The 26,888-nt window shown below is 38.3% G+C and carries 26 protein-coding genes and 1 pseudogene; 15 read left to right on the top strand and 12 right to left on the bottom strand.

Annotation, left to right across the window (positions count from 1 at the left end):
* Positions 1-20: 20 nt before the first annotated feature.
* A complete protein-coding gene (locus tag OD757_RS14820) occupies positions 21-1,400 on the bottom strand; it encodes an amino acid permease (protein WP_004789335.1) in 1,380 nt (459 codons plus the stop codon).
* Positions 1,401-1,778: 378 nt separating this feature from the next.
* Here OD757_RS14820 and prpF point away from each other — a divergent pair, with 378 nt between their 5' ends.
* From prpF to OD757_RS14805, 3 genes are all read left to right on the top strand, one after another.
* Positions 1,779-2,966 (top strand): 2-methylaconitate cis-trans isomerase PrpF, encoded by a 1,188-nt coding sequence (gene prpF, locus OD757_RS14815; protein ID WP_263032336.1) that lies wholly within the window; start codon positions 1,779-1,781, stop codon positions 2,964-2,966.
* Positions 2,967-3,128: 162 nt separating this feature from the next.
* Positions 3,129-4,040 (top strand): polyprenyl synthetase family protein, encoded by a 912-nt coding sequence (locus tag OD757_RS14810; RefSeq protein ID WP_263032335.1) that lies wholly within the window; start codon positions 3,129-3,131, stop codon positions 4,038-4,040.
* Positions 4,041-4,097: 57 nt separating this feature from the next.
* Positions 4,098-4,466: an MmcQ/YjbR family DNA-binding protein gene (locus OD757_RS14805; RefSeq protein WP_009389408.1), complete on the top strand. Its 369-nt coding sequence runs from the start codon at positions 4,098-4,100 to the stop codon at positions 4,464-4,466.
* Between the two features lie 63 nt (positions 4,467-4,529).
* Here OD757_RS14805 and OD757_RS14800 read toward each other — a convergent pair whose 3' ends face one another.
* From OD757_RS14800 to OD757_RS14785, 4 genes are all read right to left on the bottom strand, one after another.
* Positions 4,530-5,384, bottom strand: a complete 855-nt coding sequence (locus OD757_RS14800; RefSeq protein ID WP_263032334.1) for an SPFH domain-containing protein — start codon at positions 5,382-5,384, stop codon at positions 4,530-4,532.
* 28 nt (positions 5,385-5,412) lie between these two features.
* Positions 5,413-5,874 carry an NfeD family protein gene (locus OD757_RS14795; protein ID WP_263032333.1) on the bottom strand — a complete coding sequence of 154 codons (462 nt, stop codon included), beginning with the start codon at positions 5,872-5,874 and terminating at the stop codon, positions 5,413-5,415.
* A 104-nt stretch (positions 5,875-5,978) separates the two neighbouring features.
* On the bottom strand, positions 5,979-6,896 hold the full coding sequence (locus tag OD757_RS14790; RefSeq protein ID WP_263032332.1) for a patatin-like phospholipase family protein: 918 nt from the start codon (positions 6,894-6,896) through the stop codon (positions 5,979-5,981).
* Between the two features lie 66 nt (positions 6,897-6,962).
* The gene (locus OD757_RS14785; protein ID WP_263032331.1) at positions 6,963-7,589 is read right to left on the bottom strand and encodes a lysophospholipid acyltransferase family protein; all 627 of its coding nucleotides are present in this window, start codon (positions 7,587-7,589) and stop codon (positions 6,963-6,965) included.
* 127 nt (positions 7,590-7,716) lie between these two features.
* Here OD757_RS14785 and OD757_RS14780 point away from each other — a divergent pair, with 127 nt between their 5' ends.
* The 6 genes from OD757_RS14780 (at position 7,717) to OD757_RS14755 (ending at position 14,720) form a co-directional block, all read left to right on the top strand.
* Positions 7,717-8,976, top strand: coding sequence for an MFS transporter (locus tag OD757_RS14780; protein ID WP_263032330.1), 1,260 nt, complete (start codon positions 7,717-7,719; stop codon positions 8,974-8,976).
* Positions 8,977-9,049: 73 nt separating this feature from the next.
* Positions 9,050-9,241 carry a hypothetical protein gene (locus OD757_RS14775; RefSeq protein ID WP_263032329.1) on the top strand — a complete coding sequence of 64 codons (192 nt, stop codon included), beginning with the start codon at positions 9,050-9,052 and terminating at the stop codon, positions 9,239-9,241.
* Positions 9,242-9,513: 272 nt separating this feature from the next.
* On the top strand, positions 9,514-10,839 hold the full coding sequence (locus OD757_RS14770; protein WP_009389573.1) for a DcaP family trimeric outer membrane transporter: 1,326 nt from the start codon (positions 9,514-9,516) through the stop codon (positions 10,837-10,839).
* A 183-nt stretch (positions 10,840-11,022) separates the two neighbouring features.
* Complete coding sequence (locus tag OD757_RS14765; protein WP_263032328.1) at positions 11,023-12,672, top strand: phosphoethanolamine transferase; 1,650 nt, start codon at positions 11,023-11,025, stop codon at positions 12,670-12,672.
* Positions 12,673-12,686: 14 nt separating this feature from the next.
* A complete protein-coding gene (locus OD757_RS14760; protein ID WP_009389484.1) occupies positions 12,687-13,361 on the top strand; it encodes a DNA-binding response regulator PmrA in 675 nt (224 codons plus the stop codon).
* Between the two features lie 24 nt (positions 13,362-13,385).
* The gene (locus tag OD757_RS14755; protein WP_263032327.1) at positions 13,386-14,720 is read left to right on the top strand and encodes an ATP-binding protein; all 1,335 of its coding nucleotides are present in this window, start codon (positions 13,386-13,388) and stop codon (positions 14,718-14,720) included.
* A 1-nt stretch (position 14,721) separates the two neighbouring features.
* Here OD757_RS14755 and OD757_RS14750 read toward each other — a convergent pair whose 3' ends face one another.
* The 3 genes from OD757_RS14750 to OD757_RS14740 form a co-directional block, all read right to left on the bottom strand.
* Positions 14,722-15,417: a phosphatase PAP2 family protein gene (locus OD757_RS14750; protein WP_263032326.1), complete on the bottom strand. Its 696-nt coding sequence runs from the start codon at positions 15,415-15,417 to the stop codon at positions 14,722-14,724.
* Between the two features lie 242 nt (positions 15,418-15,659).
* Complete coding sequence (locus OD757_RS14745; RefSeq protein WP_263032325.1) at positions 15,660-16,847, bottom strand: ammonium transporter; 1,188 nt, start codon at positions 16,845-16,847, stop codon at positions 15,660-15,662.
* 302 nt (positions 16,848-17,149) lie between these two features.
* Positions 17,150-18,034, bottom strand: a complete 885-nt coding sequence (locus tag OD757_RS14740) for a LysR family transcriptional regulator (protein ID WP_263032324.1) — start codon at positions 18,032-18,034, stop codon at positions 17,150-17,152.
* A 117-nt stretch (positions 18,035-18,151) separates the two neighbouring features.
* On the opposite strand from OD757_RS14740, the gene OD757_RS14735 reads away from it, so the two are divergent.
* A complete protein-coding gene (locus OD757_RS14735) occupies positions 18,152-19,057 on the top strand; it encodes an AEC family transporter (protein ID WP_263032323.1) in 906 nt (301 codons plus the stop codon).
* 126 nt (positions 19,058-19,183) lie between these two features.
* On the top strand, positions 19,184-20,200 hold the full coding sequence (locus tag OD757_RS14730) for a molecular chaperone DnaJ (RefSeq protein ID WP_263032322.1): 1,017 nt from the start codon (positions 19,184-19,186) through the stop codon (positions 20,198-20,200).
* On the opposite strand, the pseudogene OD757_RS18330 reads toward OD757_RS14730, so the two are convergent.
* A pseudogene (locus OD757_RS18330) lies at positions 20,190-20,252 on the bottom strand (hypothetical protein); the annotation flags it as partial. The gene OD757_RS14730 and the pseudogene OD757_RS18330 overlap by 11 nt on opposite strands.
* A gap of 74 nt (positions 20,253-20,326) precedes the next feature.
* On the opposite strand from OD757_RS18330, the gene OD757_RS14725 reads away from it, so the two are divergent.
* On the top strand, positions 20,327-20,905 hold the full coding sequence (locus OD757_RS14725) for a class I SAM-dependent methyltransferase (protein WP_263032321.1): 579 nt from the start codon (positions 20,327-20,329) through the stop codon (positions 20,903-20,905).
* Between the two features lie 64 nt (positions 20,906-20,969).
* Here OD757_RS14725 and OD757_RS14720 read toward each other — a convergent pair whose 3' ends face one another.
* Positions 20,970-23,867 (bottom strand): valine--tRNA ligase, encoded by a 2,898-nt coding sequence (locus OD757_RS14720; RefSeq protein ID WP_263032320.1) that lies wholly within the window; start codon positions 23,865-23,867, stop codon positions 20,970-20,972.
* A 195-nt stretch (positions 23,868-24,062) separates the two neighbouring features.
* On the opposite strand from OD757_RS14720, the gene OD757_RS14715 reads away from it, so the two are divergent.
* The 3 genes from OD757_RS14715 to OD757_RS14705 are packed head-to-tail and all read left to right on the top strand — an operon-like array spanning position 24,063 to position 26,055.
* On the top strand, positions 24,063-24,734 hold the full coding sequence (locus tag OD757_RS14715) for a hypothetical protein (protein WP_263032319.1): 672 nt from the start codon (positions 24,063-24,065) through the stop codon (positions 24,732-24,734).
* A 25-nt stretch (positions 24,735-24,759) separates the two neighbouring features.
* Complete coding sequence (locus tag OD757_RS14710; protein WP_263032318.1) at positions 24,760-25,566, top strand: SDR family NAD(P)-dependent oxidoreductase; 807 nt, start codon at positions 24,760-24,762, stop codon at positions 25,564-25,566.
* A 54-nt stretch (positions 25,567-25,620) separates the two neighbouring features.
* Positions 25,621-26,055 (top strand): nuclear transport factor 2 family protein, encoded by a 435-nt coding sequence (locus OD757_RS14705; RefSeq protein ID WP_263032317.1) that lies wholly within the window; start codon positions 25,621-25,623, stop codon positions 26,053-26,055.
* Here OD757_RS14705 and OD757_RS14700 read toward each other — a convergent pair.
* Positions 26,052-26,486, bottom strand: coding sequence for a YbjQ family protein (locus OD757_RS14700; RefSeq protein WP_263032316.1), 435 nt, complete (start codon positions 26,484-26,486; stop codon positions 26,052-26,054). The genes OD757_RS14705 and OD757_RS14700 overlap by 4 nt on opposite strands.
* A 7-nt stretch (positions 26,487-26,493) precedes the next feature.
* A complete protein-coding gene (locus OD757_RS14695; RefSeq protein WP_107881197.1) occupies positions 26,494-26,844 on the bottom strand; it encodes a YbjQ family protein in 351 nt (116 codons plus the stop codon).
* Positions 26,845-26,888 lie beyond the last annotated feature (44 nt).

The following is a 26,888-nucleotide window of genomic DNA, read 5'->3' as shown; positions in this document are numbered from 1 at the left end:
ACAATGGCTTTTATATTTATTTATTCTTCAGGATTCTCAATAGAATCGAGTTTTTTAGGATTTAAATAGTCAAAAAGTACAAGCATTGCCGTAATCCAAATAGGGATCATCATTACTGACTCTTTGAAGCCTTGAGTCCACATAATATAGAGAACTACAGCAATAAACGCTAAAACTAAGTAATTACTAAAAGGTGACCATAACGCTGGAAAAGATGTCTTAATATTCGCGTGCTTAACAAAGCGTCTATACTTCAAATGTGTAATTGATATCATTGCCCAGTTTAGAACAAGTGCACCAACTACAACATACATGAGATGTCCAAGAGCATCTTCAGGTACAAAGTAATTTAAAAGAACGCAACCAAAGATTAATAAAGCAGAAAGCAGAACAGCGGGAATAGGAACCCCCTGTTTATTGGTTTTTGCAAAAACTTTTGGTGCATTCCCTTGTTGAGCGAGACTGTAGAGCATACGGCTATTTGCAAACATCCCACTGTTATAAACAGAGAGAGCAGCAGTTAAAATAATGAAGTTCAGTAAGTGTGCAGCCCAACCAATTCCCATTTGGCTAAAAATCATAACAAATGGGCTTTTGTCGAGACCGCCAAGATCTAATTGGTTCCATGGTACTAATGAAAGTAAGATTGCCAATGAACCGATATAGAAAATCAAGATACGGAAAACGACTTGGTTAATTGCTTTTGGAATAGTTTTTTTCGGATCTTTTGCTTCTGCTGCGGCCATACCAATCAGTTCAATACCACCAAAGGCGAACATCAAGAAAGCCAACATGTAGAACAGGCCGCTAAAGCCATTTGGAAAAAATCCACCATGAGACCAAAGGTTACTAAATGAAATGCTTGAACCAACATCTGCTGTAAAGAGCAAATAAAGCCCAAACACAATCATAGAGATAACCGCAGCTACCTTAATAATAGCGAGCCAGAATTCGGACTCACCATAAAATTTGACATTGGTTAAGTTAATTGCCGTAATCACGACAAAGAAAAATAAGACAGAAGTCCACGCTGGAATATGAGGCCACCAATAATTAATATATTTGGCTACCGCGGTGAGTTCACTCATCGCAACCAGAACGTAGAGTATCCAATAGTTCCATCCGGTTAAAAATCCGGGAAATTTCCCCCAATATTTATACGCAAAATGGCTGAACGATCCTGCAACAGGTTCTTCAACAATCATTTCTCCCAAGTGACGCATAATCAAAAACGCGATTAAGCCGCCAATGGCATATCCTAAAATAATGGATGGTCCCGCAGATTGAATCACTTGCGCCGAGCCTAAAAATAATCCGGTACCAATTGCTCCACCCATAGCAATTAATTGGATATGTCGATTTTTTAGTCCTCGTTGCAGTGTAGAAGATTCGTTGGTCAAAGGTCTTCACTCACAATGAATAAGTAAATTATTCTAATAGATGGAGTTATTTTAGCCTAGACTACAAATTAATAAGCTGTGACTGAAAAGTAATCTTAAAAAACATTTAAAATCATGACCTTGCTTTTAATATTTCAATATCGAGTAAAAAGTGCTCTAAAAAATATAATTTCATATAGACTTTTTTTCTTAAATTTTGCTTAGATTAAGTCATTGCAAGCATATTGCTAAATTCTCAAAATATGCTCGCGTCAATACGATTGATGTATAAAGCAGATCGCTATCTCTTGGCCTTAAAACAATTTAAGATGCAGAGAAGGGTAAACAAGAATGTTTGTTTTGATATAGAAGAACATAATAGTAAGGATAACAGTTGATATGAGCTCAGTATCGCAAATTAAAATTCCAGCAACTTATATGCGTGGTGGAACCAGTAAAGGTGTCTTTTTTAAGCTTGATGATTTGCCGGAAAAAGCCCAAGTTGCAGGACAAGCAAGAGATCAGCTCTTACTACGTGTAATTGGTAGCCCTGACCCATATGGAAAACAAATTGATGGGATGGGCGGAGCCACTTCGAGTACCAGCAAAACTGTTATTCTCGCTAAAAGTTCTCAGCCAGAGCATGACGTTGATTATTTATTTGGTCAGGTTTCAATTGATCAGGCTTTTGTAGACTGGAGTGGTAACTGCGGCAATTTAACTGCTGCTGTTGGTTCTTTTGCGATTTCAAATGGCTTGGTTGATGCAGACCGTATTCCAGAAAATGGCCTATGTACGGTTCGAATCTGGCAAAAAAATATTCAAAAAACCATTATTGCGCATGTACCTATTACCAATGGTCAAGTTCAAGAAACTGGTGATTTTGAACTTGATGGCGTGACGTTTCCTGCCGCTGAAGTTCAAATTGAGTTTTTAGATCCAGCCGATGATGGCGAAGAAGGCGGCGATATGTTCCCGACAGGGAATATTGTTGATGAATTAGATGTTCCTGATATTGGCCGTTTCCAAGCAACATTTATTAATGCAGGTATTCCAACTATTTTCTTAAATGCAGAAGATTTAGGGTACGAAGGCACCGAATTACAAGATCATATTAATAGTGACGCGACTGCATTGGCACGTTTTGAAAAAATTCGTGCATATGGCGCGGTACAGATGGGCTTAATTAAAGATATTTCAGAAGCAGCTGGGCGTCAGCACACACCAAAAATTGCTTTTGTTTCTAAACCTAAAAATTATACAGCATCAAGTGGTAAACCAGTTTCAGAAAGTGATGTTGATTTACTGGTTCGTGCTTTGTCGATGGGTAAATTGCACCATGCGATGATGGGAACAGCAGCGGTTGCAATTGGCACTGCTGCCGCCATTCCGGGCACATTGGTAAATCTAGCAGCTGGTGGGGGCGAACGTGAGGCGGTTCGTTTTGGGCACCCATCGGGAACATTACGTGTTGGTGCTCAAGCAGAGCTTGTTAATGATCAATGGGTCGTGAAAAAAGCCATTATGAGTCGTAGTGCACGTGTATTAATGGAAGGTTGGGTACGCGTTCCGGGTGACAGTTTCTAAAGCATTTAAGAATGAAAAAAGCCTCTCAATTTTGTAGAGGCTTTTTTACATAGGCCTTCGAAAACTCATCACGCACTTTTCACAGTGAATCGTGTATGATGTAGCGCATGAATGCTTCATTACATTCAATAAAATTTCTCTACTGATTTTATCGAGGCGACTGTGTCATCACTCTCTCAAGTTAATGCGGATGTTTTAAAACAAGCTCAACAACGTATTCAACAAGATTTATTGACGACATTGGCTGCGTTCTCTATTCCAGAACCTTTAAAAAGTGCAGTACATCATGCAGTCATGCTTGGTGGAAAACGTGTTCGTCCGGCTTTGTGTTATGCCACCGCTTCTTTACAGCCAAATCCAAATTTTGCTGCGGCTCGCCGTGCTGCGGTTGCAGTAGAACTTATTCATTGTTATTCATTGGCTCATGATGATTTGCCGTGTATGGATAATGATTTACTTCGTCGTGGGCAACCGACTTGTCATGTCGCATTTGGTGAAGATACTGCCTTACTTGCGGGCGATATTTTACAATCGATGGCTTTTGAGGTTTTAAGTAGTCGTTTGTTCGATGAACAAGGGCAGGACACTGATGCCGCGATTGTATTAAAACAAATCCAGATTCTAGCAACAGCCACCTCTAAAATGGTTTGCGGGCAGATTTTAGACTTACAAGCTGAAGCTAAGCAAATTGCTCAAGAAGAACTTGAAAATATACATCGTAATAAAACTGGTGCGCTCATTCAGGCGGCCATTATGATGGGTGCAGTCACTATATTTTCTGGAACCGATCAAGCAATTCCAAAATTACGCCAATATGGGCAGACCATTGGGCTGGCTTTTCAAGTGTTAGACGATATTCTCGATATTACTTCGAGTACTGAAACTTTGGGTAAAACTGCTGGTAAGGATGAGCAAGTTCAAAAATCGACGTACCCAGCATTAATGGGGCTTGAACAAGCACAGATTTATGCCAAAGAATTGCATGATCAAGCTTTTGAGGCCTTAGCTCATTTTGGTGACAATGCAAAAGAATTAGTGGATATCTCACAATTTCTTTTAGCGCGTACGAATTAATAATATTAAATTAATATTGGTGCTTCTATTCATGCAAAATGAATAAAGGAGAAAAAAATGAATGGTGAACAACTCCATCAAAAAGCAATTGAAATTGCACGAAATCTTCCTTTTAGTGAGCAGACTCATCCATTTGGGCCTGACTATGAAGTTTTTAAAATTTTAGAAAAAATATTCCTGCTGACAGCGGAAGTGGCAGGCGTCAAAATGATTAATGTCAAATGCGATCCTTATAAAAGTCAGGAATATCAGGAGCTTTATTCATTTATTATTCCGGGCTATCACATGAATAAAAAGCACTGGATTTCAATTACACCACATAAGAACTTAACAGGCGATTTACTTCAAGATTTAATCCATGACTCTTATGATTTGGTTGTAAAAAAATTACCTGTGAAAGATCAAAAAAGATTACAAAACCAATAATATTAAAAGTAAAACAGCGACCTTTAGGCCGCCGTTTTATATCTTTTTATCTAATCAATACGATTAATTATGTTTACCCATAATACCGCGTATTGTATTTAAAACATCGGCAGGTAAAACGACAGTTTTAGCATTGCTTGATTTCGCCATATCTTGCATCGCTTTGACATATTGTTCACCCAAAAGGTAAGCAACCGGAATTTCTTTATCACCCACTGCGCTGGTCACCATTGTAATCGCTTTTTGAGATGCTTCAGCTAACACAACTTGAGCTTCTGCATCACGACGCGATGCTTCTAAGCGACCTTCTGCACTTAAAATAGCAGCCTGTTTTTCACCATCTGCTTTAGTGACAGCAGCACGTCGTTGACGTTCTGCAGCAGCTTGTTCTTCCATGGCAGCTTGCATGGTATGAGACGGTTGAATGTCCTGAATTTCGACTGTTTTTAGGGTAATGCCCCAATCTGAAATATCGTCAGAAATAGCAGCTTTTAATTTAGCCTTAATATGATCGCGTGAAGACAATGCATCATCTAGATCCATTTCACCAACAATAGAACGTAATGAAGTTTGTACAAGGTTTTGAATTGCCCATGTATAGTTTTCAATACCGTAAACTGCTTTTTCTGGTGTAGTTAAATTAATATAGGCCACGGCATTCATAAGTAATACGGCGTTGTCACGTGTAATCACTTCTTGCGATGGAATATCTAACACAATATCTTTAGTGGTAATTTTATAGGCCACTTCATCCACATAGGGAATAACAAAATTAAGTCCTGGATTTAGCGTAGAGTGGTATTTACCCAAACGCTGTACAATCCATTTATAACCCTGAGGAACAATACGTACCCCTTTAAAAATGGTAACAGCAACAAAAGCCAAAAAGGCTAAAACAATAATAGTACCAACTGGCATGAAAATACCCTCTCTTTATCTTTAATGTTTATGAAGTACCGTGAGACTGAACAATTAAATCATTACCTGAAATATCAATAACTCTCACTCGATCGCCCACTTTAACAGGAGTCATACTTCGACAATTCCACTCATCGGCTCCTAAGATCGGCATCGGAAAACGAACAATAATTTGGTCATGATCAAGCCCAGTTTGAATGACCATTCCAATCTGACCAATTGTTGCTTCTCGGGGTAATCCGGCTTTGGTTTTATCAATTGATAAGGGTTTAATAAATTTGAACCAAAGAATGGTGCATAGCACTGATAATATTATCCAAAATACAATTTGCGTTGTGAGGCTAATATCTGGAAATAACCAATAGAGAATGCACACCATAATGGCGGCAATACCAAACCAGAGTGCGGCAAAGGCAGGTAGAATTAGTTCAGAAAGAATAAGTAAGATACCCAATACAAACCAATGCCAAGGTTGTACAACAAACTCCATAGATCTGCTCTTTTATATATCTTTATGTGAGTAAAAGTGACTCAATATCACTTTTACCACTGTAGCAGATGATGGGGAATGTGGACAGAAAAAAACCACTTCTATTAGAATTTAGGGCGTGGTGCTGGCTTAAATGCTGCTGGAGATTTTTTGAAGTTTGCAATTGCAACTTCAATTTGACGAATTTGAGCTTGAGCAGCTTTTTCACCTTCCAAAATTGCCTGATTGCTAGATTTTAAGTCAAGCGTGCCTAAATGGCCTACTTTGGGTTGAATAACCACATTCGCTTGCTTGAGTTCTTCATTAATACTTTGTTGGCCCATAATATTAATGGTTTGATCCAGTAATCCCCACATATTCGCTGGGCGATTACCTGCCGGACGTGCAGAAATATCAACCGCAATCACAATATCTGCACCCATATCACGAGCTGTTTTAACAGGAATTGGGCTAACTAATCCGCCATCAATGTATTTTTGATTGCCAATTGTGGCAGGCACGAACACGTTAGGAATACTACACGATGCTCGTACTGCTTGGCCGGCATTACCTTTAATAAAGTCTGCCTTTTGACCATTATCAAGACGAGTTGCCACAGCCGCAAAACGGATTGGGAACTTCTCAATCGGTTTATTGCCAACATTACGATTAACGTAGTCTTGTAATTTTTGTCCGAGAATAATTCCCTGACGGTTAAGGGTTAAATCACGGATATCAGACTCTTGTAATTTCAGAGCTAGACTTTGCAATTGATAAGGTGTTTGTCCACTCGCGTAGATACTTCCAACAAAGCTACCAGCACTGGTACCCGTTACAATTTTAGGCTTAATACCATGAGACTCTAAAACCTTGATCACACCAATATGTGAAAATCCTTTTGCTCCACCGCCCCCTAAAGCAAGCGCAATGACAGGTTCGCGGGCTTTAATTGAGGTCGTCGGCGTTGGTGTTTTGCTAAATTTATCACAGCCAAAGAGTGCTAGAGAGATAAATCCAATACTGGCAAATTGAGCAATTTTCATCTTTAAAAATAATCTATGTCGAGATAAATTAAGAAGGGCAATAAGACCAGATTCGCTCAATTTTTGCTAGGTTTTTTTCACTAGATTTTGTAAAGGTTCAGCAAGCCAATTGCGATTTTTGGGTGAGATTTTTCCTTCATAGCGATCAAAAATCTTTTGTAGATCTTCATCATAGTTGCCACTTGGGTCTAGGTGGCCTAAACAGTGAATCGTCTTGTGGTCATAATCAAAAGAAAACATCACAATTGGAATATTAGCTTTTGCGGCAATATGGTAAAAACCACTTTTCATTTTTTTTGCTTTTTTACGTGTGCCTTCAGGTGCCATCCCAATCCAGATCTTGTCATATTTTTGAATGGTTGCAACGACTTGCTCAGTAAGTCCATTGGCTGTATCACGTTTAACAGGAATGACGCCCGCCCAGTCTAATGCTCGTTTAAAGGGTGGTTTAAAAAGAGCATCTTTACCTAATACCGTAATTTGGATACCTAATCCGAAAATGGCCAGAAAACCATACCATCCATCAATGTTAGACGTATGAGGTGAAATAATCGCAACAGCTTTTGGATAATTAGGAATTTCGCCTTCAATTGTCCAACCTTGCGCTAAAAAAAGCTTCTTAAATAGTGCTCGGCTTAAAGCATTGCCACGTTGGGGTACCAAATCAGGTAAATTAGGGAAATGTTGATCCATATTTTTTAAATTTTAACTTGTCCTTGTTTTATCTTAGTCTTTTGAAATATATGCTTCATTGGCAAAATGTAAGAACAACATGACATTTGATGTTATTCCTTATTAAAGAAATAAAAAGTAGGTTTCTATGTGGCGGCAGCAAAATTTTTATCTTCTGCTATTTTCCTTATATTGGGCGCAAGGTTTGCCTGTAGGTTTTATGACCCATGCCTTACCCGTTATTTTAAGAGCGCAAGGTGTATCACTCGCCCATATCGGTGGGTTTGGCTTATTAATGTTGCCTTGGTCAATTAAGATTTTTTGGGCGCCGTGGGTTGATCGACATGCACTTTCCCGTTTAGGACATTATCGTAGTTGGATTTTACCTACTCAGTTTTTAACGGTGGGTGTACTTTGCATTTTGTCTTTTTTCCCCATTCAAGCTTTAGATCAGCCCACTTATTTATTCGCCTTTTTCATTTCGCTTCTTTTTATGAACTTAACTGGAGCAACGCAAGATATTGCTACCGATGCTTTGGCGGTTAATTTATTGCACCATGACCAGCAACATTGGGGCAATACATTTCAGGTGATTGGTTCCCGACTAGGTTTTATTGTTGGAGGAGGTGCCGTACTCTGGTGTTTAGACTGGTTGACATGGCAACCCACTTTTTTGCTACTAGCGGCTTTGGTATTTTTAAATACTTTACCTGTTTTATTATTTAAAGAACCTCAACATGCTTTTCATTCAAATCAGGAACTCAAACTTAACCAACAAAATTTAGTTATAAAGATTAAGGCTTACTTGAGTTATTTCTCTCAAAATAAAGAGTTCCGTTCTTGGTTAGTTGTACTGATTACTTTTAAAGTCGCAGATGGTTTAGCTGGACCACTGCTTAAACCTTTAATGGTTGATATGGGGTTAAGTTTTACTCAAATCGGTGTTTATATCACGATGCTTGGTGCAGTAGCGGCACTGGCAGGGGCAGCAATAGCGGGTGGAGTACTTAAATACTTTTCAAGACCAACAGCTTTAATTATTTTTTCAGGATTTAAAATCATGAGCTTAGCGGCGTATACCTATTTAGCTTATGCCTACGAACAGAAAATTCAACTGAATGTCTGGGCTATCTATACAGTCAATGCTTTAGAAGATGCTTTCTCTGCCATGTTGTTGGTGGTTATGTTGACCTTGGTCATGCACTACAGTCGGAAAGAATATGCTGGTACAGATTTTACCTTTCAGGTTTCAGTCATGGCGACTGTGAGTGGTCTTCTTTATAGTTTTAGTGGAGTGCTTGGAGATGCATTCGGTTATTTCCATTATTTGATAGCTATTGTCATTATTGGCAGTGTTACTTTGCTGCCTATTTACCTTTGGAAACATGCAAAACTACACGAAAAATAATGTTAACTAAATGAAATAAAGAAAGTTAATATCGCTTAAGGAGTGATCTAAGCTTTATCTAATACCTTTGTCTATGTTTTTAAAAATGTATGTTTTTAGCTATTTAAATGCTCTATTAATTGTGCCATCTTGTTTGGGTAGCAAATGGAAGCTAACTGGAGTAAAAATGGATTTCGTTAACAAGAAAAATCATGTGAATCAATCAAAATGGATAGAAAAATGTTCAATTAGACTGGATATTAGCCTAAAGTCTAAAAAAGAATAATGAAATAACGATTTAATCATTCTATAAGATAAGAGAGTTGTGTAGGATTCGTTACAACATGAAGTTAAGGTAAAAATCTGTAAGTCAAAGTATGTTTTTTATGTCTTTGGTTATTGGTTTTAGTCTTGCACAGCGTTGAAATTGGTTTTGGTTGCGGTAATAAAATTAATGTAACCAAAGTGGAGGAGAGTTGATTTTTTTAGCCCTAATTTAATGGCTTGAATCAGCTTGGCATGGATAGGCAACATAAAATATATTTTTTGGAGTTTTTGATGGATCTATTCCTTAATCGTAAATCTTTCGTTATTAAAAGTTTAGCTCTTACAGTAACAGCTTTAATGATGAGTGGGGCACATGCTGCGACTTCCGACAAAGCGGAAATTCAACAGCTTCGTAAAGAAGTTGAAGCTTTAAAAGCTTTAATTCAAGAACAACGCCAAGTACAGCAACAACAACAGCAAGTACAACAACAACAGCAAGTTCAACTCGCTGAAGTGAAAGCACAACCTGTTGCTGCACCAGTTTCACCTTTAGCAGGATTTAAATCTAAAGCTGGCGCTGATGTGAACCTATATGGTTTTGTCCGTGGGGATGCTAACTATATTATTGAAGGTGCGGATAACGACTTTGGTAAAGTAGCTGAATCAAAAGGCGAAGCAACTGATAAAATTCGTGCAACTGCTAAAACAACACGTCTTGGTTTAGATTTTACTGCTCCAGTAAATGATGCCAAAGTCGGTGGTAAACTCGAAGTCGACTTTGCTGGTTCAACAACAGATTCAAATGGTTCATTGCGTGTTCGTCATGCTTATGTGACATATAACAATTGGTTATTTGGTCAAACGACTTCAAACTTCTTGGCTAATCATGCACCAGAAATGATCGACTTCTCGACAAACATTGGTGGTGGTACTACTCGTGTTCCACAAGTACGCTATAACTACAAACTAGGACCAACAACACAATTGTTTGTAGCGGCTGAAAAAGGTGATAGCACTGGTCTTACTGGTAAAAAAGATACAGATGGTAGCTGGATAAATGACAGTATTAAATATAGCTTACCAGTATTAACTGCTAAAATTACTCAAGGCTATGCAGATGGTAAGGGTTCTGCTTCAGCTCGTGCATTAGTTGAAAACTATAAATCTAAAGCTGGTAGTGATAACCAAACTGGTTGGGGCGTTGCGGTTGGTACCGACTTTAAAGTATCTGATCCTTTAAAACTCTTTGCTGATGCATCTTATGTTGTAGGTAATAGTAACTACTTATATGGTAGCAACAAGGCTTATACCGTAGTAGATGGTGATATCGAGCAAAATAAATTTGTAGCGGTACAAGTAGGTGGAACTTATAAGATTTTACCTAACTTGCGTTCGACTTTAGCGTATGGTGCTCAGTTCGCTGATGATGGCACAGACTATGCTAAAGCCTATACAGCAGGAAACGAAAAAGTTCAACAAGCATGGCTTAACGTAATTTACACACCAGTTAAACCAATTGATTTAGGTGTTGAATACGTTAACGGTAAGCGTGATACCTTTGATGGTAAGTCTTACAAAGATAACCGTGTTGGTTTAATGGCTAAATATAGTTTCTAAGAACAATATTTAGTTAAAGATTAAAGAAGATGAGGTTAAATTTAACCTCATCTTTTTTTTAGTAAAAAATTTTAAAATAAGTGTTTTTTAAGATTTCTGTTTTTAGATCATTTTTTATTTAAGTCATTTTTAAGTTTCAATTTCTACAGTAAAGCATCATAAAAAGATTGTAGTTCCCCCAAGATGCTGAATTTTTTTTCTACCTTAAAAAATAAACAGATTTCACTGTTTATGTTTAATTTCATTATAGCCATTTGGTTAGGTGCAATTCTAAATATTGGTTTTTATAACAAAGTACATCTTTTGACCCCATATTTTGGAGTAAAGGCTATTTTATTTTTAGCTGCTACAGTGATTATTGTTGTTGCTGGTTATTATGCGATTTTACAAATTTTAAACTGGAAATGGACGGCCAAACTTTTTGCAATTTTGTTAGTCTTTATTGGTGGTTTTAGCTCTTATTTTGTGAATACATTAGGTGTAATCATCTCGCCTGATCAGATTCAAAATATGATACAGACAGATGTATCTGAAGTTTCTGATTTAGTTTCATTACGGTTTGGACTTTGGACAGTTTTCTTTGTTGTTTTACCTATTATTTTAATTACTCAAGTAAAGCTTAAAAAAGAAAAAGTATCTCATTTATTGTTGAAAAAAGCTGGCTCAATTGTCGCTTCTTTTGCAATTGTCGGTATTTTACTTTTTACATATTATGTCGATTTTGCAGCTATTTTTCGTGAACATCGTGACTTGAAAGGCATGATTTCTCCTCAAAATAGTATTTCTTCTTTAATGTCTTATTATCATAAGAAGGCGCCTAAGAAGAATTTACCATTAATACATTATGGGGAAGATGCTCATCAAGTTCAGGTAGTACAAAAAAACCTGCCTAAATTAATGGTGCTCGTTGTCGGAGAGACAGCTCGTGCGGAAAGTTTTGCATTAAATGGTTATGCTAAAAATACGAATCCAGAGCTTTCTAAACAAGATATTTTGAATTTCTCTCAAGTAAGTTCATGTGGTACAGCAACCGCTGTTTCAGTTCCGTGTATGTTCTCTGGCATGCCTCGTGTTGACTATGATGAGCAATTAGCAAGTCATCGTGAAGGTCTTTTGGACATTGCAAAGCGTGCAGGTTACCAAGTGACTTGGATTGATAATAATTCTGGTTGTAAAGGTGCTTGTGATCGTGTTGAACAATATCAAATTCCAGAAAAGTTAAAGCAAAAATGGTGTAAAGATGGCGAATGCTTTGATGATATTTTAATTGATAGCTTAAATGAATATTTAGCCACTATTCCTAAAGAAGATACGCGCCCACGTCTCATTGTTTTACATCAAGTCGGAAGTCATGGTCCAGCTTATTACAAGCGTGCTCCTGCTACATATCAACCGTTTAAACCAACTTGTGATACTAATGCGATACAGGGCTGCTCTCAACCAGAGTTATTAAATAGTTATGATGACACGATTGTGTATACAGATCATGTGTTAAGTCAGATGATTAATAATTTAAAAGAAGTATCGAAATATCAAACAGGTTTATGGTATTTATCTGATCATGGTGAATCAACTGGTGAACATGGTTTATATTTACATGGTTCACCGTATGCAATCGCACCGAGTCAACAAACACATGTACCAATGATTATGTGGTTCTCTGATAAATGGAAACAACATAATCTTGCGCAAGTGAGTTGTTTAGGCCAACAAACGAAACAAAAGTTAAGTCAGGATAATTTATTCCCAAGCTTACTCAGTTTGTTGGATGTAAAAACTCAAGTCATCAACCCTCAACTGGATATGCTGCACTCTTGTGCCCATGTGAATTAAAGCGAGCCTAGAACATGACAAAAATCTTGATGATTGAAGATGATTTTATGATTGCTGAGTCAACTATAACGTTGCTGCAATATCATCAATTTGAGGTGGAGTGGGTCAATAATGGCTTAGACGGTCTGGCTCAATTGGCCAAAAATAAGTTTGATATCATTTTATTAGACTTAGGATTGCCTATGATGGATGGTATGCAGGTCTTAAAGCAAATTCGTCAAAGAGCTGCAACTCCAGTCTTAATTATTTCAGCACGAGATCAGTTACAAAACCGCGTGGATGGCTTAAATCATGGAGCAGATGATTACTTGATTAAACCATATGAGTTTGATGAATTACTTGCTCGTATTCACGCGCTATTACGCCGTAGTGGGGTAGAGGCTCAGCTTGCAAATCATGAACAGCTATTACAAAGTGGTGATCTGGTTTTAAATGTTGAACAACATATTGCGACCTTTAAAGGCCAGCGGATCGATTTGTCGAATCGTGAATGGGCGATTCTTATTCCTTTAATGAGTCATCCAAATAAAATCTTTTCTAAAGCAAATCTTGAAGATAAGTTATATGATTTCGATAGTGATGTGACCAGTAATACGATTGAAGTATATGTGCATCACTTGAGAGCTAAACTTGGGAAAGACTTTATCCGTACGATTCGAGGATTGGGTTACCGTTTAGGACAATCGTAACTTAAATTTTGGAATTTCATAACAGTGCATTATTCATTAAAAAAACGACTGATTTGGGGCACCTCAATTTTCAGTGTCATCTTAGGTTGTATATTAATTTTTAGTGCCTATAAGGTTGCGCTTCAAGAAGTTGACGAAATTTTAGATACCCAAATGCGTTATTTAGCAGAACGAACAGCTGAATATCCATTGAAAACAGTAAGTAGTAAGTTTGATTTTCACAAAACTTATCATGAAGAAGATTTATTTGTAGATATTTGGGCCTATAAAGATCAGGCCCACTTATCTCATCATTTACATCTGTTGGTTGCACCTGTTACACAAGCTGGTTTTTATTCGCATAAAACTAACCAAGGTGTAGTGAGAACGTATGTTTTGCCTTTAAAAGATTACCAGATTCAGGTGAGTCAACAAGAGCGGGTTCGTGAAGCCTTTGCTTGGGAGCTTGCGGGCAGCATGTTCATTCCTTATCTAATTATTTTGCCTTTTGCGATTTTTGCTTTAGCCGCGATTATTCGTCGAGGCTTAAAACCCATTGATGACTTTAAAAATGAACTGACTCATCGTGATTCGGAAGAACTGACACCCATTGAGGTTGCAGACTACCCTCAAGAGTTATTGCCAACCATCGATGAAATGAACCGTTTATTTGAGCGTATATCCAAGGCTCAAATGGAACAAAAACAGTTTATTGCCGATGCTGCACATGAACTTCGAACGCCTGTTACAGCTCTAAATTTACAAACTAAAATTCTAATTAGTCAGCTTCCCGAGCATGAGTCTTTGCAGAACTTGAGTAAGGGATTAGCGCGTATTCAGCATTTGGTCACACAGCTTTTAGCTTTGGCTAAGCAAGATGTCTCTTTAAGTGTGATTGAACCGACTAGAACTTTTCAACTTAATGATGTCGCTCTAAATTGTGTTGAACAGCTTGTTAATTTAGCTATGCAAAAAGAAATTGATCTAGGATTTGTCCGTAACGAACCTATTGAAATGCATAGTATTGAGCCAACAGTACACTCAATTATTTTTAACTTAATTGATAATGCAATCAAATACACACCTCATGAGGGAATGATTAATATCTCAGTTTTTACAGATGCAGATGGCTATGCGTGTATACAGATTGAAGATAGCGGGGCGGGTATTGATCCTGAACATTATGATAAAGTTTTAAAACGTTTTTATCGTGTACATCACCATCTTGAAGTCGGCAGTGGCTTAGGTTTATCAATTGTTGACCGAGCAACTCAGCGTTTAGGTGGAACTTTGACGTTAGATCGAAGTTTAGAGCTTGGTGGACTTTCAGTTTTGGTTAAGCTCCCAAAAGTTCTACATATTCATGAAACAAGAACTTGATTTAAGCAAGTTCTTGTTTGATTCGTTTTTCAAACTCAAAACGATGAATACATATTTTATAAAATAAGATGTTTACTGCCCAAATGACCCAACCTGTCCATAAATTGTGGCTAAGGAAATGGGCACCACGCATCATTTGTCCCCAACCCATCATAAAGCCTAAGATGATGCCAGCGATGAGATAAAAATAGGCACGTTTAGGTTGCTCAAGACGATAAACAAAATAGCCCGTCATTAAAATAAAGCCTGCGCTTGCATGACCACCCGGAAAGCAATGACCGTGAGTAGCACTAAAGTCCCACACATAACTTAAAGCGGTTGGATGAACCATATTCCAAGGGCAAGCGTGAGCAGATTGTGACTTCAACAATCCCACTATAGCGCTACCAATCATACTCACAAAAAACATATAGCCATATTGCCAGCGATAAAGCTTTAATTTTTCTACTTTGAATGACGCAATCCACAGACCTAAAAAGATGACATAAACGGTGGTAATGATTTGTTTTACGATTTCATGGTTAACCCTTACCAGATACCAATTGTCCCGATTAAAAAAATGACCTGTTGAATCCATCCAAGGCTGGATGAAATACATATCAATTTTTCCACCTACTGGAAATATAAATAAAAGTATAAAAAAACTAAGGGCAAGAAAAATAAGCTGAAGTTGGAAAAATTGTTTTTGTTGATTCATTGCTGTGCAACATCAATTTGAATGTGAGTTGAAGGCATTACATAAAATCAAACTTAAATTGTTCTTAAACTAATCAAAATTTAATGTTGAAATAAAGTTGCGACTTAAAAAATAATATCGATGATTCATAGGCATATATTATTTATTTATAGAAATTATGTGTTTTTTTAATCACTTTTGCCCATGCAAACTTTTAAATAATGATAAGCAGGATAGTTTGATCCTGCTTATCAATCGTTGAGTTAAAACATACCTTCTTCGGAGTTTGCAGAAATTTTATGAATGGATAAATCTGCACCTCTAAACTCATCTTCTTGAGATAAACGAATACCAATAGTTGCTTTAAGTAAGCCGTAAACAACAAAGCCACCAATGAGCGCAATCGCAATCGCGAGTACTGTACCAATGAGCTGTGAGGCAAAAGAGACACCGCCTAAACCACCAAGCCATTTTTGACCGAATAGACCTACTGCAATACCACCAAATGCACCGCATACGCCGTGTAAAGGCCATACACCCAACACATCATCAACTTTAAGTTTGTTTTGAGTATAGGTGAATAGGTATACAAACATTGCACCAGCTGCACCACCAATAACAAGTGCACTGACAGGATGAACAATATCAGAACCTGCACAGATTGCGACTAAGCCTGCAAGTGGACCGTTATGTAAGAAACCGGGGTCATTTTTTCCAATCGCATTTGCTGTAATGGTTCCGCCGACCATAGCCATGAGTGAGTTAATTGCAACCAGACCAGAAATAGCATCAACACGCTGTGCACTCATCACATTAAAGCCAAACCAACCTACAATTAAAATCCATGAACCGAGCGCTAAAAATGGAATAGAAGATGGTGGGTGAGCACTTACACGACCATCTTTCTTATAACGACCAGAACGTGCACCCAATAAAATCACGGCAGCAAGTGCAATCCAACCACCCATAGCATGCACAACGACTGAACCTGCAAAGTCGTGAAAAGCTGCACCAAAAGTCGCCTCTAACCATTTTTGCAGACCGTAGTTACCATTCCAGACCATACCTTCGAAAAACGGATAAACCAGTGCAACTAACGCAAGTGTTGCAATTGCTTGCGAACGCATTTTTGCACGTTCAGCAATACCACCTGAAATAATGGCAGGAATTGCCGCAGCAAAAGTGAGTAAAAAGAAGCAACGCATGAGGTTGTAGCCATGATCACTCGCAAGGCTTGTACCATCATGGAAAAAATGCTGGTCGTAAGAAATGTAGTAGCCAACAAAGAAATAAGCGATTGCAGAGAGGGCAAAGTCAGTCAGAATTTTACTTAGTGCGTTCACCTGATTTTTATGGCGAACCGTACCAAGTTCCAAGAATGCAAAACCTGCGTGCATGGCAAGAACCAAAACTGCACCAAGTAATAAGAAAAATAGATCTACATTTTGCATAGCATGCTCGAAAAAAGTGCTAAATTCCATTTTGGAACAAATCTGGGTCTGTAAATTGCACCAAAATAGATTTAAGGAATCTAAAAACCTAAGTTTGTCGAAACAAACTCAATTGCATAAAAGTGAATATGCAATAAGTGCACCAATTTGAATTGGAAAAGTGTTTTTTGGCGATAAATGGTGCGTTGATTTGGTTAAGATAGGGCAGTTATGGCGCTTTTTACGTTACAAGTCATCTAATGCGCTTATAAATTGACCTGAAAAAGTTCGTTATCAAATTCCTAAAAATTATTCGTAATCATTTAATAATTTGACCAAACCGATTGAGCAACTTCTATAAATGCTTTTACGGCTGGACTGATGTGCTTCTTGTTTTTTACTGCAAGGCCAATAGAGCGTTTAAGATTCGGTTTAAAAGGGCGTTTGACCACGTTTGGATAGAGTGAGAGTAACTCTTTGGTGATGACCATATCAGACACAATGGACACTCCTAATTGGTTGTGGACCATGCTAACGATACTTAAAATTTGTGACACATAAAATTTGATGTCTGGTTTCACATTAAAGTTTTTTAAAATTAATTCGACCTGATATCTACTACCAGCCATTGTCATAATAAAAGGGCAGTTTTCTAGTTGTGCTGGATCAATGTAAAGTTGTTGCGCGAGCGGGTAGTGACAAGGAATTAAGGCAACAAAACGATCTTCAATTAAGGGGAATGTATCAAAACGCTCATCTGGCATAATCAAAAAACCAACCTCTATGCGCCGCTCCAATAACCACTGAGCAACTTCTTTATCTTCACCTTCATCAATATAAATTTCGATTTTAGGGTAGCGTTGCCGAAAGGTCTCTAAAATTTCAGGCAATAGATAAATAGAGGATGAAGCCCCAAAAGAGCCAATACGTAATGTGCCTTCGTTTAAACCATGGATCGCAGCCACTTCTTTTTCTAATGTATCGGAAATACTCAATAGCTCTTTGACATGTGTCAATAACTGCTGACCTGTCGTGGTGAGCTCAATATCACTTTGGGATCTTGAAATCAGGTTAATATCCCATTGTTGTTCTAATGATTTAAGGGCATGGGAAACTGCCGACTGTGAAATTCCCAGCTTTTCTGCTGTGGCAGTAAAACTTTTTAGTTCAGCAATGAGTGCAAAAATTTCAAGCTGGGTAAATGTCATATTGTACTTATTATGAGTAAAAACTCATTTTATCATGAGCTTTCATTATCTTTAATATATGAGTAAGCCAAGGTCATTGCTAAAAACAGCAAGCCTCAACAAAACTCGAGTAAAGAAATGAATAGCATTGTTTTATCTCTTTTTCCTTTAGTTGCATTAATTGCATCGGGATACTTATTTAAAAAATATCGTTTTTTTAGCGATGAGTTTTGGGCCGGGGCAGAGAAGCTAAATTACTATATTTTATTTCCCGCTTTGCTTTTTAGTACGCTATCGACCGCAAAAATTGACTTACAAAGTTTGAGTACAGCCATTATTGCGATGTTGATTGTGGTTTTAGCAGTGACCGCCTTTTTATATATCCTCCGAATGTTTTGGCACATACCGCCTGCACGTTTTGGTGTGCACGTACAAAGTATGGTTCGCTTTAATACCTATATTGGTTTGGCTTTAGTCACTTCGCTTTTTAAAAGTGAAGGAATGGCAATTCTGGCAATTTTATTGGCACTTTGCATTCCACTTGTAAATATTATTTCGGTGCTTGCTTTAACTTCTAAAGAACACATGGCAATTAAACCTGTTTTGATTGCACTCCTTAAAAATCCGTTAATTGCATCGTGTGTGGTCGGGGCAGCAGTTAATGCGCTTCATATCCCGATTTGGGAAGGCTTTACTCAGTTTATTAAGCTTTTTTCAGTGTCGAGTTTGCCGCTAGGTTTGTTATGTGTGGGTGCAGCTTTACAATTTATGCAAATTAAAAAAGACATTGTGGTGTTGGCAGCAGACACGTTTGCACGACTTTTAGCAGTGCCTGCCTTGGCTTACGCAGTTTGCATGTGGTTTGGTTTACCAAGTTTGCAAACACAGATTTTAGTCATTTTCTTTGCGCTACCGACTGCTTCTGCTTCATATATTTTAACCAAAGTTTTGGGTGGTGATAGTCAGCTCATGGCAGCTGTAATTAGCTTTCAAACTTTATGTGCTGCCGTAACTTTACCATTAGTGATTTGGTGGATTTCTTAAGTTATAACTTAGATAAGTCGTATTCTATTTTCTAAAAATGAATAGACTGATTCTGACTTAAAGAATGCTTTGCTACCTTCCTCATTTAATTATTGCTACACTTTTTTCTTTTTCAGGTGGATGAGTATGTCCTTTGATCTCAAAGTGAGCTTGCAGCAAAGGTCTGAGCCGTCTGCACAGCAGAAAAAACTGAATCGCCTGTTTGATAAAATAGAACAGCAAAAAGTTAGCCTGAGCACATGGCAAAATGCACAAGCTGAGATTCAACAGCACATACGCCAAAAACTGATGCCTGTGTATAACGATTTACATGTAGTCTTATTTCAGCAGTTGGATCAACTTTGGAATATGTTGCATAGCCATGAATTTTCCAAAGCAGATATGCAACAACTCGATGAAAAAATTGCCCAGCTTGCACAAATGTTGAAGCGCTCCAAAATGCTGTCTACTGAACAGTTGGACTTGGTGAAGCAGATTGATACCTTTTATCAGCAACATGCACAAGAGTCGATAAAAAAGAATAAAAAAGCTCAGCCAATAAGATTTGAAGATGAAGAAAGTGCTGATCAAGGTTTAGAGTTAGAAGAAGACTTTGAACAATATGCAGCCGAGCAACAACAAGCGCGAGAACAAGCCAAACAGCAAAGACAGCAACAAAAACGTGAACAAGCCGAGCAAATGGCAGCGCAGTCATTAAAAACGGTCTATTTAAAAATTGCCGCAATGATTCACCCAGACCGTGAGCAAGATGAAACAAAGAAAGAAGAAAAAACTGAGTTGTTCCAACAAGCAAGTCAGGCCTACGAAAAGCAGGATTTGTTTTATTTACTCAAACTCCAGTTACAGCTTGAACAGAATAAAGGGATAGGCGCTAAAGAATTATCTGCCGAGCAGTTGCGGTTTTATAAACTGGCTTTGGATGCACAAAGTCAGCAGCTTGAAAGCCAAATTGCTGATATTTTGGATTCTTTTCAGTTGGCAACGAATGTGAAAGCAGAGCATGTACATATCAGTGATATTTATAAAGCCATAGATGCTGACTGTGCTGAGCTAAAGCAGCAGGTGAAGTGGGAAAAGGAACGTTTAAAGCATATGAAAAAGGTGAGTGGGGTAGAGATGTTATTGGAACATGGGGCGCTTTAGATACAAAGCCTTCGTTTGCAAGTTTGCCTGCGATTTGCTCGTGTTGCTTTTGGAATAAGAAATTGTTGAGATTGGATTTTTTATAAAATATAGTGTGAAAATTATAAAAATTAAAAGATCGGATTTATGAATGAAAAATTTATTCAATTATCAAAAGAACTTAACCATAGACCTATTTTAGAGAAGGCTTTAGGCCATTTTCCTAACTTACCTTTAGTTGCTATAGATTGCGGCTGTGGCGCTGGGAATGAATCTGCTTATCTATTATCAAAGGGATTTAATGTTCATGCTTTTGATATTTCAATTGATGCGCAAAAAGTCTGTGCTGAGCGATTTAAAGATGAGTCTAGATTTAGTTTTTATCATGAATCTTTTGAAGACTTTAATTTTCCATCTGCAAGCTTAATTATTGCCTCATCAAGTCTATTCTTTTGCGACCCAAGTTATTTTTATAGTGTAATTAAACGAATTATAAATGCACTTCCTGAAGGCGGAATTCTGGTAGTTGATTTATTGGGGACTCAAGATGAATGGGTTATTAGAGAACCTAAAAAATTTATAGGTTTTACGTACCAAGATATAGGCGATTTGTTTTTATACGAATTTAATTTATTGTTTCATAAAGAAATGAATGAAAATTTGCCCTTATTGAATGGTTACATAAAATTATGGCATCTTCATATGTTGATTCTACAAAAAAAGTAATTCTTAAATATAGAAAAACCCAGAACCTGCTTGCACAGATTCTGGGTTTATTCGACTAAAAAGCTTAAAGCGCAGCAATCTGCTCCATATTCGCTTTAACTTTCTCTAACTGAGCAGCAAACTCAGCAAGCTTCGCTTTTTCACCTTCAACAACCGTTACTGGTGCTTTAGATACAAAGCCTTCGTTTGCAAGTTTGCCCGCGATTTGGTCGTGTTGCTTTTGGATTTTATCTAAATCTTTTTGCAAACGAGCAAGCTCAGCTTTAGGGTCGATTAAACCTTTCATTGGTACAAATACCGATGCATGGCTAACAACGCTAGAGCAAGACAAAGGTGGTTCTTGGTCTTTATTCAAGAACTCAATGCTTTCAACTTTAGCCAATGCTTTGAACAATGCTTCAATACGAATGATTTGTTCACGTTCAGCATCAGATGTGTTTTGAAGTAATACTGGCAACAAGCGCGCATTACCTAAGCCTAACTCACCGCGAATGTTACGTACTGCGCCAATCAAACCTTGAAGCCATTGCATATCTGCTTCAGCTTGTTCATTGATTTTTGCTTGCTCAGGAATAGGGTATTGAGCAGTCATAATCGTTGGGCCGCCTTGACCAAGCATTGGTGCAAGAGTCTGCCAGATTTCTTCTGTCAAATATGGCATAAGCGGATGAGCCAAACGTAATGAAGCCTCCATTACTGCAAGCAATACACGGCGTACTTCAGCTTTACGCTCTTCAGACACTTCTGCATCGTTTAGAACTGGTTTAGTTAACTCAACGTACCAGTCACAGTATTCATTCCAGATAAAGTCGTAAATCGCTTGAGCAGCAAGGTCTAAACGATACGTTGCAAACGCTTGGTGTACAGCAGCTTCAGCTTTTTGCAGACGGCTCATAATCCATTGTTCTGGAAGTTCCCATAGATCAGGGCGCGCTTGTTGACCAACAGTTTGACCTTCAACATTCATCAGAACGAAACGGGTTGCGTTCCAGATTTTGTTACAGAAGTTACGATAGCCTTCAACACGTTTTAAATCGAATTTGATGTCACGACCAGTGTTTGCAAGCGCACAGAACGTGAAACGAACTGCGTCAGTACCATAAGCATTGATGCCTTCTGGGAACTCTTTGCGTGTTGATTTTTCAATCTTCGCTGCATCTTTCGGGTTCATTAGGCCAGTCGTACGTTTTGCGACTAAGCTTTCTAAATCAATACCGTCAATCAAGTCTAATGGATCAAGTACGTTCCCTTTAGACTTCGACATTTTTTGACCTTCACCATCACGTACCAAGCCGTGAACGTAAACAGTCTTAAATGGAACTTGCGATGAACCATCTTCATTTTTCATGAAGTGTAGGGTCATCATGATCATACGGGCAACCCAGAAGAAAATGATGTCAAAACCAGTCACCAACACATCTGTTGGGTGGAAGGTTTTTAAGAAATCATTTGCGGCATCTTTTTGTGCGTCGCCAGTCCAACCTAAAGTTGAGAATGTCCAAAGTGCAGATGAGAACCATGTATCAAGAACATCTTCGTCTTGTTTGAGTTCAACGTCAGCCGCGATGTTGTTTTTCGCGCGCACTTCTTCTTCGTTACGACCTACATAGATGTTGCCATTTGCATCGTACCAAGCTGGAATACGGTGACCCCACCAAAGCTGACGTGAAATACACCAGTCTTGAATGTCACGCATCCACGCCATGTACATGTTGCTGTATTGTTCTGGAACAAACTTAATACGACCATCTTGAACTGCTTCAATTGCAGGCTCAGCAAGCGGAGCAATTTTTACGTACCATTGATCAGTCAGTAACGGCTCAATGATCACACCTGAACGGTCGCCGCGTGGAGCTTTTAAATCATACGGTTGGATTTGATCTAACCAGCCTTCAGCTTCAGCTTGAGCAACTAATTTTTTACGTGCTGCAAAACGCTCTAAACCAGCATAGTCCGCAGGTGCAGTAATGGTTTTAGAAATCTGTTCGCCAGCTTTTGCAATATATTCAAACTCACCTAAAACTTCGGCATTTTTGTTGAAGATATTAATGATTGGCAAGCTATTGCGTTTACCTAGATCATAGTCATTGAAGTCATGAGCAGGGGTAATTTTTACACAGCCAGTACCGAAGTCTTTTTCAACGTAGTCGTCAGCAACGATCGGAATTAAACGACCCGTAATTGGCAATACAATGTTTTTACCAACAAGGTGTGCATAACGCTCATCTTCAGGATGAACAGCAACCGCAGTATCACCAAGTAATGTTTCAGGACGAGTTGTTGCAACGACTAAATAGTCTTTGCCGTCTTGAGTTTTAACTGATTTGTCTTCAAAGAAATATTTAAAGTGCCAAAGTGAGCCTTTTTCTTCTTTGCTTTCTACTTCAAGGTCAGAAAGAGCTGTTTGAAGTTTAGGGTCCCAGTTTACAAGACGTTTACCACGGTAAATTAAACCGTCTTCGTGCAAACGAACGAATACTTCTTTAACCGCGTTTGATAAACCTTCGTCCATCGTGAAGCGTTCACGTGACCAGTCTACAGATGAACCTAAGCGACGAATTTGTTTCGTAATTGTGCCGCCAGATTGCTCTTTCCATTCCCAAACTTTTTCGATGAACTTATCACGGCCCAAGTCATGACGAGTCACACCTTGTAAGCCAAGTTGACGCTCAACAACCATTTGAGTTGCAATACCAGCGTGGTCAGTACCCGGTTGCCACAAAGTGTTTTTACCCATCATACGGTTATAACGGGTGAGGGCATCCATAATGGCATTGTTAAAGCCATGGCCCATGTGCAAACTACCTGTGACGTTTGGTGGCGGAATCATGATACAGAATGATTCACCGTGACCAGAAGGTTTGAAGTAACCTTGTTCTTCCCACGTTTGGTACCACTTCTTTTCGATCTCGGTTGGATCGTATGTGGTCGCAATATTTTGAGCGGTTTGAGCGTCAGTCATAGTAGCTTAGATCGAATATGCATAAAAAATTGCACCTATTGTAGCAAAAAAATGCCTCGAAATTAATGTGCTGAAAACAGATAAACGGTTTTGTATTTTTTTCAAAAAACGGTAGATTTATGAAAGATGGATCACAATTTAATCGTGTAGACATACGGCACAAAAATTACAAAAGAATTGAAAAGGATGCTGCTCATGAGTTATGAAGTTTTTTTGAAAATTTCCGATTCAACTTATACCCAATTCGAAACCATTCGACAGAAATTGCATGATGGTGTCAGCCAAAGTCAAGCAAAACCTTTAGGCGATGTACTCTCTGATCTTTCTTGTGAAATTATTGAACAGGTTTTTTCTGTGCTTTTACAGTCAGGAAATGCAACTATGTCTCCAAAACAACAAGCTGAGTCTGAAAAAGTTATTCAGCAGGTTTTAGAGACTTTTCGAAAATACATGCCTTGGTCAGTTTCATTCTTTGGCAATGAGCGTCTTTTACCTTTAGTCGATTACATGACATCTCTGATGAAAGAGCAGGGCCAACAAGTTTATATTACCTATCCGGTTACGCTTCAACTCGTACAGCAAGCTCAAAACCTTACGCAGCAAATTCGTGATGGTAATATGCAAAGTATTACAGCGGCTTTTGAAACATTAATACAAATTGTAGATTTAGGCGTAACAAGCCTAGTACGTGAGCCTAAAAAGCGTTTAAAATTTAATTTAGTTGTCGATAAAACTCTTAACGGAGTAATCAACATGACGACGCATTTGGGCTATAAACGTTTGGAAAAGTTAGGGACACAGGTCGATCAGACCACAGCAACTCATTATATCAACCACTTTTTGGCCTTCATGCATCAAGCAGCATAATTTAAAAAGATAATAGGAACTTCACATGGCCAAACTTGATACTTTGCAAAATAAAGTGGTATGGATTACGGGCGCATCTTCTGGTTTGGGTAAAGCCTTAGCAGGTGAGTTGGCTTTGCAAGGTGCAGAAGTGATTTTGACCTCGCGTCGTTTTGATGAATTAGAAGTGGTTCGAGTGGGTTTATTAAACCCTGATCAACATTTATCAGTGGTTGCCGATATTACTGATGAAAAACAAGTTGAAGAGGCCTATAAGCAGATTTTAAAAGCTAAAGGGCGAATTGACTGGCTCATTAATAATGCAGGCTTAAGCCAACGTGCTTTGATTCAGGACACCACAATGTCAACCGAACGGGCCATTATGGAAGTCGATTATTTCTCACAAGTGGCTTTAACCAAAACTGTATTGCCGACCATGCTAAAACAAAAGTCTGGCCGAGTTGTATTTGTATCGAGTGTCGCGGGTTTATTAGGGACTCAGTACCGTGCAAGTTATTCGGCTGCTAAAGCGGCAATTCATATGTGGGCGAATAGTTTACGTGCCGAAGTCTCAGATCAAGGCGTCGAAGTTTCCGTTATTTTCCCAGGCTTTGTAAAAACTAATGTTTCTTTTAATGCGTTAAATGGTGCAGGTCAGCCTCAAGGTCATCAAGATGAAGCGATCGAGAATGGTTTAGAGGCAGACGTTTTTGCAGAGCAAGCTGTGAAAGCCTTAATGCATGGACAAGAATATATTGTTGTTGGTGGAACAAAAGAAAAACTGGGTGTAATGGTTTCTCGAATGTCACCAAAACTTCTTTATAAAATGATTCGGAAAACAAAAGTAAAATAAAAAACTGATTTTGCCGTGCTAAATTGATGGAAAAACCCGCATAGAAGGTTCACCATGGATCAAGATTATCACCGTATTTTAGAAGTCATTACGCGTTTTCAATTGGTTTTTGACCAGAAAAATTGGGACGCTTTTGATGAGTTATTGGCCGATCAACTTGAGGTAGACTATTTTCAGTTTAGGGGAGAGCCTTTATGTGTTGTGACTTGTCATGAATATAAAGGCTCACGGCAAGAGGCATTGTCGCATCTCAGGCTGCAACATAACTTAAGTAATCCACTTATCCGTATTGAACAAAATCAGGCATGGTTAGAATGTAATTATCAAATTTATCGTTTTTCAGAAAATGATTATTTTCATTCATTTGGTCGTTATTATTTTACTTTGGAAAAACAACAAGAGCGTTGGAAAATTACCGGAATTTGCCAACATTTAACTAAAAATATTGGCAATCCACGCATTCATTTTTCTTGTGTGGGGCAGCATTAATCTTTTACTGCTGTACCGTATGCAAATACTTCAACCATTCCGCCTTGCATTCCTAGTTCGGTTGTACTCAGCCGAACTCCCATAATATGGTTAGCTCCTGCGGTGTACGCTTGTTGTTTTAAGCGAACAATAGCTTCACGGCGAGCGCGCTCAACTACACTCTCATAACTGGTAAGCCGACCACCCAAAACATTCTTAATGGATGCCAGTACATATTTAAAGTAGTCATGAGAAATCACGACATTACTGCTAATAAAATGTCCTAACTGATCACTCGTCGCAAAACGATTGGTATCAATTCTGATATGGGCGAATTGCTGTTCTTTTTCTTGAAGTTCTTTCAAATGTTTTTGTTCAATATGGCGGCCAAAACCCCATCCAATACTGAAAAGAATGAGAAAAATAACAAGCTGAAAAATAAGATTGTCCATTTTCTACCTATGCACTAAATGGATCTGGTAGATGGGATGCTTGAGGTTGAACAACCACAGCCGTACCATATACGAATAATTCAGAAGCACCTTGGGCAATATTTGAAGTTGAAAAACGAATACCAACAATTGCATTCGCACCAAGTTGCTGAGCTTTGGCAATCATACGATCCATGGCTTCTTGGCGGGATTCTTCTAATAATTCGGTATAGCCTGTAAGTTCACCACCTACAATATTTTTTAAACTTGCCATCAAATCACGGCCAACATGCTTACTACGGACTGTACTTCCATAAACAACATCAAGTTGCTTTACAATCTGGTGGCCCGGAACACTTTCTAAATTACTCAGTAACATTGTTTTTTATCAATCTAAATTCTTAAGGTTTCAAGATAAAAAAT

This window comes from Acinetobacter sp. AYS6 (genome assembly GCF_025630795.1).
Taxonomy (GTDB): Bacteria; Pseudomonadota; Gammaproteobacteria; order Pseudomonadales; family Moraxellaceae; genus Acinetobacter.
Note: the sequence above shows the minus strand (reverse complement) of the source record. Positions and strands in the feature narration are given on the sequence as shown.

Bases quoted from the DNA above. Each gene is read 5' to 3' on its own strand.
- OD757_RS14805 (WP_009389408.1), top strand. From the start codon at position 4,098: ATGAATGGTGAACAACTCCATCAAAAAGCAATTGAAATTGCACGAAAT.
- OD757_RS14790 (WP_263032332.1), bottom strand. From the start codon at position 6,896: ATGAAAATTGCTCAATTTGCCAGTATTGGATTTATCTCTCTAGCACTC.
- OD757_RS14780 (WP_263032330.1), top strand. From the start codon at position 7,717: ATGTGGCGGCAGCAAAATTTTTATCTTCTGCTATTTTCCTTATATTGG.
- OD757_RS14800 (WP_263032334.1), bottom strand. From the start codon at position 5,384: ATGCCAGTTGGTACTATTATTGTTTTAGCCTTTTTGGCTTTTGTTGCT.
- OD757_RS14700 (WP_263032316.1), bottom strand. From the start codon at position 26,486: ATGGACAATCTTATTTTTCAGCTTGTTATTTTTCTCATTCTTTTCAGT.
- OD757_RS14725 (WP_263032321.1), top strand. From the start codon at position 20,327: ATGAATGAAAAATTTATTCAATTATCAAAAGAACTTAACCATAGACCT.
- OD757_RS14720 (WP_263032320.1), bottom strand. From the start codon at position 23,867: ATGACTGACGCTCAAACCGCTCAAAATATTGCGACCACATACGATCCA.
- OD757_RS14735 (WP_263032323.1), top strand. From the start codon at position 18,152: ATGAATAGCATTGTTTTATCTCTTTTTCCTTTAGTTGCATTAATTGCA.
- OD757_RS14730 (WP_263032322.1), top strand. From the start codon at position 19,184: ATGTCCTTTGATCTCAAAGTGAGCTTGCAGCAAAGGTCTGAGCCGTCT.
- OD757_RS14750 (WP_263032326.1), bottom strand. From the start codon at position 15,417: ATGAATCAACAAAAACAATTTTTCCAACTTCAGCTTATTTTTCTTGCC.
- OD757_RS14705 (WP_263032317.1), top strand. From the start codon at position 25,621: ATGGATCAAGATTATCACCGTATTTTAGAAGTCATTACGCGTTTTCAA.
- OD757_RS14710 (WP_263032318.1), top strand. From the start codon at position 24,760: ATGGCCAAACTTGATACTTTGCAAAATAAAGTGGTATGGATTACGGGC.
- OD757_RS14795 (WP_263032333.1), bottom strand. From the start codon at position 5,874: ATGGAGTTTGTTGTACAACCTTGGCATTGGTTTGTATTGGGTATCTTA.
- OD757_RS14695 (WP_107881197.1), bottom strand. From the start codon at position 26,844: ATGTTACTGAGTAATTTAGAAAGTGTTCCGGGCCACCAGATTGTAAAG.
- OD757_RS14715 (WP_263032319.1), top strand. From the start codon at position 24,063: ATGAGTTATGAAGTTTTTTTGAAAATTTCCGATTCAACTTATACCCAA.
- OD757_RS14745 (WP_263032325.1), bottom strand. From the start codon at position 16,847: ATGCAAAATGTAGATCTATTTTTCTTATTACTTGGTGCAGTTTTGGTT.
- OD757_RS14765 (WP_263032328.1), top strand. From the start codon at position 11,023: ATGCTGAATTTTTTTTCTACCTTAAAAAATAAACAGATTTCACTGTTT.
- OD757_RS14760 (WP_009389484.1), top strand. From the start codon at position 12,687: ATGACAAAAATCTTGATGATTGAAGATGATTTTATGATTGCTGAGTCA.
- OD757_RS14740 (WP_263032324.1), bottom strand. From the start codon at position 18,034: ATGACATTTACCCAGCTTGAAATTTTTGCACTCATTGCTGAACTAAAA.
- OD757_RS14775 (WP_263032329.1), top strand. From the start codon at position 9,050: ATGTTTTTAAAAATGTATGTTTTTAGCTATTTAAATGCTCTATTAATT.
- prpF (WP_263032336.1), top strand. From the start codon at position 1,779: ATGAGCTCAGTATCGCAAATTAAAATTCCAGCAACTTATATGCGTGGT.
- OD757_RS14785 (WP_263032331.1), bottom strand. From the start codon at position 7,589: ATGGATCAACATTTCCCTAATTTACCTGATTTGGTACCCCAACGTGGC.
- OD757_RS14770 (WP_009389573.1), top strand. From the start codon at position 9,514: ATGGATCTATTCCTTAATCGTAAATCTTTCGTTATTAAAAGTTTAGCT.